At 50.9% G+C, this 9,747-nt stretch carries 12 protein-coding genes; 7 read left to right on the top strand and 5 right to left on the bottom strand.

Annotated features, from left to right (window positions below; translation table 11 throughout):
* Nucleotides 1-379: 379 nt before the first annotated feature.
* The gene (locus tag G9409_RS08000) at nt 380-730 is read right to left on the bottom strand and encodes a hypothetical protein (protein ID WP_166808262.1); all 351 of its coding nucleotides are present in this window, start codon (nt 728-730) and stop codon (nt 380-382) included.
* A gap of 230 nt (nt 731-960) precedes the next feature.
* On the opposite strand from G9409_RS08000, the gene G9409_RS07995 reads away from it, so the two are divergent.
* From G9409_RS07995 to G9409_RS07980, 4 genes are all read left to right on the top strand, one after another.
* Nucleotides 961-1,134, top strand: coding sequence for a hypothetical protein (locus G9409_RS07995; RefSeq protein WP_166808261.1), 174 nt, complete (start codon nt 961-963; stop codon nt 1,132-1,134).
* Nucleotides 1,135-1,151: 17 nt separating this feature from the next.
* Nucleotides 1,152-1,829 (top strand): HAD family hydrolase, encoded by a 678-nt coding sequence (locus tag G9409_RS07990; RefSeq protein ID WP_166808260.1) that lies wholly within the window; start codon nt 1,152-1,154, stop codon nt 1,827-1,829.
* Nucleotides 1,826-2,641: a tetratricopeptide repeat protein gene (locus G9409_RS07985; protein WP_166808259.1), complete on the top strand. Its 816-nt coding sequence runs from the start codon at nt 1,826-1,828 to the stop codon at nt 2,639-2,641. The genes G9409_RS07990 and G9409_RS07985 overlap by 4 nt, the downstream gene beginning before the upstream one ends.
* Nucleotides 2,642-2,944: 303 nt before the next feature.
* Nucleotides 2,945-3,520 carry a 5' nucleotidase, NT5C type gene (locus tag G9409_RS07980; protein WP_407926794.1) on the top strand — a complete coding sequence of 192 codons (576 nt, stop codon included), beginning with the start codon at nt 2,945-2,947 and terminating at the stop codon, nt 3,518-3,520.
* Between the two features lie 9 nt (nt 3,521-3,529).
* Here G9409_RS07980 and G9409_RS07975 read toward each other — a convergent pair whose 3' ends face one another.
* Nucleotides 3,530-4,711 carry a class I SAM-dependent rRNA methyltransferase gene (locus tag G9409_RS07975; RefSeq protein ID WP_166808258.1) on the bottom strand — a complete coding sequence of 394 codons (1,182 nt, stop codon included), beginning with the start codon at nt 4,709-4,711 and terminating at the stop codon, nt 3,530-3,532.
* Nucleotides 4,712-4,962: 251 nt separating this feature from the next.
* On the opposite strand from G9409_RS07975, the gene G9409_RS07970 reads away from it, so the two are divergent.
* Nucleotides 4,963-5,820 (top strand): DUF4292 domain-containing protein, encoded by an 858-nt coding sequence (locus G9409_RS07970; protein WP_235923271.1) that lies wholly within the window; start codon nt 4,963-4,965, stop codon nt 5,818-5,820.
* A 244-nt stretch (nt 5,821-6,064) separates the two neighbouring features.
* On the opposite strand, the gene G9409_RS07965 is transcribed toward G9409_RS07970, so the two are convergent.
* Nucleotides 6,065-6,667 carry a superoxide dismutase gene (locus G9409_RS07965; protein ID WP_166808257.1) on the bottom strand — a complete coding sequence of 201 codons (603 nt, stop codon included), beginning with the start codon at nt 6,665-6,667 and terminating at the stop codon, nt 6,065-6,067.
* A 149-nt stretch (nt 6,668-6,816) separates the two neighbouring features.
* Here G9409_RS07965 and G9409_RS07960 point away from each other — a divergent pair, with 149 nt between their 5' ends.
* Complete coding sequence (locus tag G9409_RS07960; protein WP_166808256.1) at nt 6,817-7,164, top strand: hypothetical protein; 348 nt, start codon at nt 6,817-6,819, stop codon at nt 7,162-7,164.
* Nucleotides 7,161-7,823, top strand: a complete 663-nt coding sequence (gene coaE / locus G9409_RS07955) for a dephospho-CoA kinase (protein ID WP_166808255.1) — start codon at nt 7,161-7,163, stop codon at nt 7,821-7,823. The genes G9409_RS07960 and coaE overlap by 4 nt, the downstream gene beginning before the upstream one ends.
* On the opposite strand, the gene G9409_RS07950 is transcribed toward coaE, so the two are convergent.
* Nucleotides 7,788-8,813: an alpha/beta hydrolase gene (locus G9409_RS07950; protein ID WP_166808254.1), complete on the bottom strand. Its 1,026-nt coding sequence runs from the start codon at nt 8,811-8,813 to the stop codon at nt 7,788-7,790. The two genes, coaE and G9409_RS07950, sit on opposite strands and share 36 nt — an antisense overlap.
* Nucleotides 8,810-9,739 (bottom strand): twin-arginine translocase subunit TatC, encoded by a 930-nt coding sequence (gene tatC / locus G9409_RS07945; protein ID WP_166808253.1) that lies wholly within the window; start codon nt 9,737-9,739, stop codon nt 8,810-8,812. The genes G9409_RS07950 and tatC overlap by 4 nt, the downstream gene beginning before the upstream one ends.
* Nucleotides 9,740-9,747: the final 8 nt, after the last annotated feature.

Here is a 9,747-nt window from a genome sequence, read left to right as displayed (position 1 = left end):
GAAAAGTTTGTGCATTGGAATAAGGGATATGTTCCGAAAGGCTGGATAATGGGAGCCGGATGAGCTGAGAGGTTCACGTCCGGTTCTGCAAGAGGCTGGAGGTGAAACTCCTCCGGCCTACTCACCCTCGACTCGAGATTAGGGGACGTAAGTGACAGAGGTAATTAATAACTACTGATACTGTTTTGTAAAACAGTATCAGATATTGGTTGTGAACCCATAATGAAGAGTTAGCTATGCCAGGAGGAGCGATACTGGATGCAGCGTGGCTACTTTTTCGCACTGTCGCTCCCCGCGCTGGGTACGTCCAATCCACTACCTTCTTTGACTCTGCCGGGCAGGAACACTGTAACAGTTTGGTTTTGTTGTCATGGTGCTCTCAATCGTGTTTTTCATCCCAGTGGTAGCGGTGCATGACCCGGTGCACAACCGGTGCGAGCATGATGCTCATGACCGCGATAAAGACCAGTCCGGCATAGAGTGCGTAGCAACCGGCGAAGAGCTTTCCTTCAGGAGATAGTCCCTCGGTTTTTACCGGCCCCATTCCTCCAAGCAGCATTGAAGAGTTCAGAAATGCGTCGAGCACCCCCATCTGTTCGGTTGCCATGTATCCTGCGATACCGATAAGGAGTGAAAAGGCGACAATGCAGAGAGCAACCGCTCCATGCAGCATGATCCTGAGTGCAAACCTGGTGGAGGGGATGGGTCTGGTATAGTGGGGTTCGTACATGATGTATTACATGAGTGCCCGTAATTATTGACTATACAGTTTTTTGCAAAATACGGGAATTCTGGCGTAAATACATTGGTTCTTCACATTCAGGGAGAAAAAAGAAACCGCGAGGTTGCAGATTACTCTGAAATGGTTGTTTTACTTTTTGCTTCGTTACCACTTTTGAGCATTTGGTGCTACATTACGGTACGTATTTCCATACAGAATAACCAAACAGGGAGAGTGCCATGTCCATCAGCTCAAATCTACAGTTGGCATCTGATGCCATTGAGGATGCAAAGAAGAGGTTGAACCGGGCAAAGGATGATGTGGATGATGATTATGAAATCCGCCAGGCCCTTAAAATACTTGATGAAGCCTCTTCATACATACGAATTGCTACAGCTGAACTTTCGAAATAGCGGGATGTGCTGACCTTATGATTGATGCGCTTTTATTTGATAATGACGGGCTTCTGCTTGACACCGAATCTGTTTTTTTTGAGCTGACGCGTACTCACTTTGCCGTTTACGGTATTGCGTTGACCGAAGAGTACTGGGCGGAGGAGTACCTTGGCAACGCCAAGAGAAGTTTCGAGATTGCGGCAGACCTTGGAATGGATCATGCTCTTGTCGGGCCGCTGATCGAGAGGCGCAACCGGGAGTACCGGGAGCTGATCGGAAAGGATATACCGGTAAGGCCGGATGTGCTTGAAACCCTTCAGGCGTTGACCGGAAGGGTAAAGCTTGCCATGGTGACGGGAAGCCCGCGTGACCAGATCTATATGATGCACCGCGAAAGCGGTCTGCTGGACTTTTTTGAAGTGATAGTGACCGAGGATGAGGTAGAACATCCAAAACCCCATCCGGAACCCTATCTCCTGGCCCTTGATGCGCTCGGGGTTGCTCCCGGAGAGGCTCTGGCTGTCGAGGATTCGCTGAGGGGCTTTGCTTCTGCCCATGCGGCTGGTATTGCCTGTGTGGTGGTGCCGAACAGCCTCACCAGACTTCAGCGGTTTGAAAGCGCTTTTGCCGTCGAAGAGAGCATCGCCGGAGTGCTTAAACATGTTGTTTTTCGTTGTGACCGGACTGAACCCTTTTCCACTTATAGTTTATGACCGATATGAATGCTCAGCAGCCTTTTGATTTTCAGTGCGATGTGATTGAACAGAGTCATGATACTCCTGTTCTTGTGGATTTCTGGGCAGAGGTTTGTACTCCCTGCCAGATGCTGACTCCGGTGCTTGAGAAGCTGGCCCTTGAGAGTGAGGGGCGCTGGAAGCTGGTCAAACTTAATACCGATGAGTATCCTGATATTGCTTCAACCTATAATGTTCGTGGGGTCCCTGCTGTCAAGCTCTTTATCGACGGCGAGGTGTCAAGTGAGTTTTCGGGAGCTATTCCTGAACAGCGGATCCGGGAGTGGCTTAAAATAGAGCTGCCGGCTCTCTATGAGAAAGAACTTACTCTTGCTGCTCAATTTGCTCAGCAGGGCAAACCTGCAATGGCCGTATCCCTTCTGGAGGGCGTGCTGCACAAGGAGCCTGAAAATCTTCTGGCCAGAGCGTTACTCGTGAGGCTGAGACTTTTTGATCATCCCGAGGAGGCGCTTCGCCTGAGTGCTTCTCTTGAGAGTGAGCCTCAGTACGCTGCCCTGGCCGATAATGTACGGGTGCTTGCCCGGCTCTGTATGATCAATAAGGATAACCTGCCTGAAGATGGTATACGTGTTGACTATCTTGCGGCTATAGCTGAGCTGAAGCAGCAGCATTTTGATGCAGCCCTTGCCCTTTTTATTGATGTGATTGTGCAGAACCGCTACTATGATGATGATGGATCACGCAAGGCATGCATTGCCATTTTCCGCTTCCTCGGGGAGGAGGATGAGGTGACGAGGAAGTACAGGAAATTATTTGACCGCTCATTTTAGGGCGTCGTTATAAATTTGTTGCGCGATTCGATTACTTCGTTGGGCGGTGCTCGAAATCCTCGTGTACTTCCGTGTACACTCCGGTTTCTGCGCTCCGTCCGCCTTGTACTCAAACCGCTCACGACAATTTATAGCGACGCCCAATGGCGACGTTCTTGATTTGTTGCGCGATTCGATTACTTCGTTGCGCGGTGCTCGAAATCCTATCCCAGCCCCGACTTCGTCGGGACTGCGCTACCAATATTTCACCCCTCCGGGGCTTAATGACCTTGTCAGGAAATTCTGTGCAATTATTCGGAGATGATGATGGAGAAGCCGAAAACAGTTATCGGGGTTGATCTGGACGGTGTTTGCGCTGATTTTTATGACCGGATGCGCGAAATTGCTTCCGAGTGGTTCGAGTGTCCGCTTGAGGGGTTGCCGAGGGAGGTCTCCTACGGTCTTGCCGAGTGGGGTGTGACCGGTAAAAGTCAGTATGAGAGCCTCCACCGGTTTGCCGTCACCCAGAGGGAGCTCTTTAAAACCATGCCGATGATTCCCGGAGCCCGCAAGTATCTGCGCCTGCTCTCCGACGATGGCTACCGTATCCGCATCATCACGCACCGTCTCTTTATCCACTATTTCCATGCTTCCGCCGTGCAGCAGACCGTCGAGTGGCTCGACAGCCACGGCATTCCCTACTGGGATCTCTGTTTTATGAAAGAGAAGGCGCAGGTTGGCGCGGATATCTATGTCGAGGATACACCCGACAACATCCTTCAGCTTCGGGAGAAGGGGCTCTACACCATCTGTTTTGTCAACAGCACCAACCGCCATGTTCCGGGCCCGAGGGCTGAAACATGGCAGGAGGTCTATGATCTTGTTAAGGCTTTCCGGTAGGGGAGGTTGTCAACGCGTCAGGTAGAAGCAGGCAAACTTGAGGTAGCTGGTTTCCGGCATGGAGAGCAGTACCGGATGATCGAAGGGTTGTGAATTTTTGTAGATCAGCCGGAGCTGGCACCCTGCTGCAAGAGCTGCCTGATGGACGGTCTGCAGGAAATCCTCTTCGGAGACGTGGTGGCTGCATGAGGCGGTTGCAAGAAATCCTCCGTTTTTGACGAGCTGCATGCCGAGCTTGTTGAGTCTCTTGTATCCTTTCAGTGCACCGGGCAGGTTTTTGCGGCTCTTGGTGAAGCTCGGAGGGTCGAGAATAACAAGGTCAAACGACTCTTTGGCATCACCCATCTGTTCCAGCATATCAAAGGCATCGGCGGCAACCAGACTGTACTCACTGAAATTGTTCAGTTTTGCGTTATGCTCGGCACGCTGCAGCGCCTCCTGGGAGGCATCAACGAGAATGGCCGATTTTGCACCGCCGTAGAGTGCGTTGAGGGCAAATCCTCCGTCATTGGTGAAAACATCAAGCACTTCGGCATCTTTGGCAAACTTCCGGATAACTCTGCGGTTTTCGCGCTGGTCAAGGAAGAATCCGGTTTTCTGTCCTTCGAACACATCAACATCGTAGGAGATGCCTGCGTCATATATGGTCTGTTTTGTTGCCTTACGGTTACCCATGACAACATCCTTGTAGAGAGGAATGCCTTCGAGCTCCCTGAGGATGGATTCGTTGCGAACAACGATAACTTCAGGTTTAAAAAGCTCCTGCAGTACCTCGGTAATAAGCGGCAGATGCACATCCATACCAGCGGAAAATGCCTGAAGGACGATTGCCTGGTTGAAGCGGTCTACAATCAGACCCGGAAGACCGTCCGACTCTCCATGTACAAGCCTGTAGGCGTTGGTCTCTTCCGGTGAGTAGGTCTTTTCGCGAAGCTTGAGCGCTTCAAGGAATCGTTTAAGGAAAAAATCCTTGTCGGGCTGTTCATCCTTGCGGGTGAGGAGCCTGAAGGCGATCAGGGAGTGCGGGTTATAAAACCCGGTGCCCATGAATTTTTTGTCGTGGGTAAAGAGTTGAACGGTTTCACCGGCGGCTATATCACGGGGAACATTGGCAAGTTCATTGCTGAACACCCAGAGATGGCCTTTCTGGATGCGGTGGTGTTCTTTTGGTTTAAGGTATAGTGCGTGCATGGGATGGAAAATGGGTAGTGGTTTTGATAGTGCTGCATTGTACATTACTATGAAAATTGAATATCAATGCAACGGTATCGGTTGCCCGATCCATGAAATATTGATTCGGGCGCGTTCAATCCGGTGCTCTTTGCGCCTGAATGCAATGTGCTGTAAAAGAGATCAATCTCAAAGGAAATAAATTGGCTCAGGATAAAAGTGATGATGAGAGAGATCGGTGAAGTATGGATGACTAAATAAAAGCGTGCGTTATGAAGAGGACTGGATTGATGGTATGGGTGTTCTGCCTGCTTGTTTTTGGCGCGGGATGTTCTGAATTCAGGAGTGTGGGGCGCCAGGAGCTTCCTGCAGAACAGATTGTAATGATTGCCGAGTATAGTGATCTCTATCGTGAAGTGGCTTCAGCTTCACCGGCGGTTGTTTCTCTTGACGGTTATGCCGATGTCTGGATAAAAACACCGACACGGCAGAAGCGGGTTTTCTGCAATATCAGGCTCAATCGTGGAGCCGAGGCTCGTATGATCGTCAGTGCGGGTCTTCTCGGGTGGCCGGTCGCCGACATGTTTTTCAGCCGTGATTCACTCTATGTCCATGATCTGATCAACAACCTGCTTTTTGTCGGCAGCAACAACGATGAGAATCTTGAGAAAATGCTCGGCGTGAATTCCGGCTACCGGTTACTCTCGGAGTCTCTGCTGGGGCTTGTGAAGATTTCAGAGCCGGTGAGTGCCATCAGATCGGTTAAAAAAGGGGCGGGAAATCTGATGTTTACGGTAGAGAGCCAGACGGGGAGCAAGGAGATTGTTATTGATCCGGTTACCAGAACGCTCAGCGCTCTCCTGTTGAAAAACAGGGAGGGAGTGACGACTACCGAGCTGCATTTCAGAAATTACGAAACCCTCACTATTGCCGCGCAGCGTACGCTTGTACCAAAAGAGATTGATATGCTCCTCTACAACAGCGGTTCCGGCATTAAAGGAGAGCATCAGCTGGTGATCTCCTACGATGAGCGGTCATTTAACAAGGGGACTCTTTCTGCCACGTTTTCGATGCCGAAGAGGGCTCGGGTGATTAATCTGGATGAGGCAGAGTCGCTGCCGTGGATGTGAGGGCAGGTACCACTCAAAATCTGTTCCGCGATTCGAAGGCTTCTTTGTGTGGTGCTCGAAATTCTCTCCCAGCCCAGATTGTATAGGGACTGCGCTACCTGTATTTCGCCCCTTTGGGGTTTTATCCTCAAGCCGAGCTGTTGGAAGATGATAAAAAGCAGAAGGCGCCACCCGGCGCCTTCTGCTTTTTAAATATGGGATCGAAACAGAGCTGAATCCTGATTCAGATCGGCCCCTGATTGTTTTACTTTGCGGCCTTGTAGTTGGCGGCGGCAAACTCCCAGTTGAGGAGGTTGTCGATGACGGAGGCTACATAATCCGGCCTGCGGTTCTGGAAATCAAGATAGTAGGCATGCTCCCAGACATCAATCGTCAGGATCGGCTTCTGACCGCTGGTCAGCGGGGTCTGGGCATTACCGGTTTTGACCACTTTCAGGGTGCTGCCATCAAGTACAAGCCAGGCCCAACCGCTGCCGAACTGGGTTGCAGCTGCGTTTTTCAGCTCTTCCTTGAACTTGTCGAAACTGCCGAAATCCTCTGTGATTTTAGCGGCAAGTTCTCCTGTTGGTACGCCGCCGCCGTTTGGTGTGAGGCTGTTCCAGTAGAAGGTGTGGTTCCAGGCCTGAGCGCCATTATTGAAAATGCCGATTTTCTGCGGGTCTGCTGCTGCAATGGCGATTGTCTCTTCAAGGCTCAGTGCGTCAAGGTTCGAGTTGGCAACGAGATTGTTGTAGTTCGTGATATATGCGGCATGGTGTTTCCCGTAGTGAAAACCGAGCGTTTTTGCGGAAATATAAGGCTCAAGTGCGTTTTCTGCGAACGGAAGGGGTGGTTGCTGATATGCCATAATTGGTTGTTATTTTGATATTAAAAGAAGGCGAGGTATGATTAAAAATGTTTAAACTTACTATTTGGGGATTTAGTTTCTTGAAAACGAAAAATTCCTGATTCTTCTCATTTATCCTAAGAAAATATCAATAAAGGAGTTGCAGGCAAATGAAGTTGCGACAGGGATTTTCGGTATTTACTCTTTGCCTGATTTTCAGTTCGGCCCTTCTGGGGTGCAGTGAAAAAAAACTTTCAAAGCTTGATCAGGATGATATTCGTTTTGCCGGATTTTACAGTGACTATCTTCTTCAGTCAGGCATACCGGCAGGCGATGATGTGATTGTTTCAGCTATTCTTGATGCTGCGCAGCTTGACACACTGCTCCTGCGCCATACACTCAGTCGTGAACGCTTTGCCTTCAAGGCGCAATCCTACAGCCGTAATCCCGATCTCTGGCGGCTGGTCCTTCTTCAGGTGAGGGAGAATATCCGCAAAAAAACAGATTCCGCACAATGAGCAGTAAAAAAACTCTGGTTGTCGGTATAACCGGCGGGCTCGGCTGCGGAAAGTCAACGGTTTGCAGCTATCTGTCGGAATTGGGCTGTGCTCTTTTCGAGTCTGACAGGGTTGCAAAGGAGCTGCAGATTTCCGATTCCGGGGTGATCGAGGGAATGCGGGAGCTCTTCGGTGATGCAGTCTATCGGCATGATGCCGGGGGAGCACTTGCTCTTGACCGGAAAGCAGTTGCATCGGTTGTGTTCTCCTCTCCCGAAAAACTTGAAGCGCTTAACCGCCTTATACACCCCAGGGTCTACCGTGAGTTCAGAAAGGGTGTGCTTGAAGCGGAGAGAACGGGTAAGAGGATTATGGTCAAGGAGGCCGCCATACTTTTTGAATCGGGCGGCCATCGGGATGTTGATGTGGTTGTGGTTGTGGCCGCCGATATGGATCGCCGTATTCACCGCGCAGTTGAGAAAGGGATGGGAACACGTGAGGAGATCATGCAGCGTATTGCCATGCAGTGGCCGCAGAAGAAGCTGACTGAAAAGGCTGATTATGTGATTTGGAACAACGGCTCCAGGGAGGAGCTGAAAAAAGAGACTGAAAGAGTTTTTCAGAAACTGCTCACTCTTGCAGCTTCAGTCGGCAATCGCCGCTGCGAGCAGGGGGAGTGATACGGCGTAGCGGTATGAGGTGTTGCTGTGTGAATCCATAAACTCCTCATAGTGATGGTTTATGGCGTATGTCGTTGCTTTGGCAGAAAAGATTCGGTGCCCAAACTGAAGATTGTACTCATCAAGCGTTCCGCAGTCAAGAAAAAGAGTGTTGAGTGATCGCAGTGCTTCACGATACTCCTCACGCTCGATCATCTCTACAGGATCAAAAGCAAGCCACTCCTGCCACACATCCTCAATTGGTTCACAGGTATGGGGGTTGAAGGGAAGCCGGATGTTTTCCGGAGCTTCTTTGGATGCGTCGGGAGAGTAGGCGGCTGCCATGCCGATGATATCAAGCAGGGTGAACTCCCGCTGCGGTTTTTTCAGAGCACTTTCATAGGCGAGCAGAAAGTCCGGTATACTTCCCCGGTATTGTTCAAGCACTCTTGCTGCCGCCGGGAAATTCGGTTTATAGCAGAGTTCGAATCCCATGTCGCCGCTATGGCATGCAGCCGCGGCAAACCTCTCCGGATGCCTCATGGCGAGGCGGAGAGCGCCGAACCCTCCGGATGATTTTCCTGCAACGGCACGGTGCTTTCTCTCGGCAAGGGTGCAGAGGGTGCTGTCAATGGTAGAGATAACGTCATCAACCAGATAGGTTTCGTACCGGCCGGTAGCCGCTGAATTGACATACTGGGAGCCTCCGTATCGGGTCATGCAGTCCGGCATGACAATAATGCACTCCGCCATGTTCCCGCCGGTTATAAGTGAATTGGCCATTTCCGGCACCGTTTGACGGCCGAAACTGTAGTTCATGAAGCTTTGACCGGTAGAGGCAAATCCCGCAAGGAGGTAGATGACGGGAAACCGTTTTTTATCGTCGTATGACGGCGGCAGATAGACTGGAATCCTTCGTTCTGCAGGGTCACCGAGAGGGTTTCCCCTGAGTGTTTTGCCCGGCACCGTTACGTCGATCATGCGGGGGTACGGGTCTCGATGGCCTGTCATAGCAGCAGTTCGTTTCTCTTGCGGTTGACCTGTGCGGAAATGAGGATACTCACCTCATAGAGCAAAATCATCGGAAGGCCGATGACAAGCTGGGTGACAACATCGGTTGAGGGTGTTACCACGGCGGCCACAACCAGCAGGACCACAATGGCATGCTTGCGGTAAAAACGCATGAAGGCCGGGGTGAGGAGTCCGATTTTTGAGAGGACATAGGAGATGAAGGGGAGTTCAAAAACCAGTCCGGCGGTCAGGAGTGCGCCAATCACAAAACTGACATAATCCTGAACGGAGATATTGTTTTTGATCAGGGGTGTTCCGAATCCGGCAAAGAACTGCAGGGTAACGGGGAGAAAGACAAAATAGCCGAACCCGATACCGGTAAAAAAGGAGAGGGAGATAAAGAGTATGGAGAATCTGCCGGCCTTGCGTTCGTTTTCGTGCAGGCCGGGCGCAACAAACTGCCAGATCTGCCAGGCAATAAAGGGGAAAGAGATGATGAATCCCGAAAAAAAGACGACCTGCAGATAGAGCGATATCTGACCGTAGGGTATCAGGTTTTGAAGCACAAGGGTTTTGCTGCTTCTGGTCAATGGCCCGATCAGCACATCGTTAACCAGAAAATCGGCCTTGATGCTGCACAGTGCGGTAATGATGAGCAGGGCAAGGCCGGACTTGATCAGTCGGGCCCGGATCTCCTCAAGATGGCCGATTACATTCAGTTCGCCTTCCGCGCCCGAATCATGCGGCACAGCGTCTTCCGCACGCTCCGGAGCTTCTTCGTTTTCCGGTTCACCTTTATCGGTAGCACCGACCCCTTCTAGTGCATGGGGATAGGGATTCATGAACCCGGAATGTTCTTCGGTTCTGCTCTCTTCTTCTTTTTCCTGCGGTGCCGGTGCGTGTGTGGATTCTTTTTCCTCGCTCATAATTTCAT

This window comes from Candidatus Chlorobium masyuteum (genome assembly GCF_011601315.1).
Lineage (GTDB): Bacteria > Bacteroidota > Chlorobiia > Chlorobiales > Chlorobiaceae > Chlorobium > Chlorobium masyuteum.
This window is presented reverse-complemented; position numbering and strand designations above follow the sequence as displayed.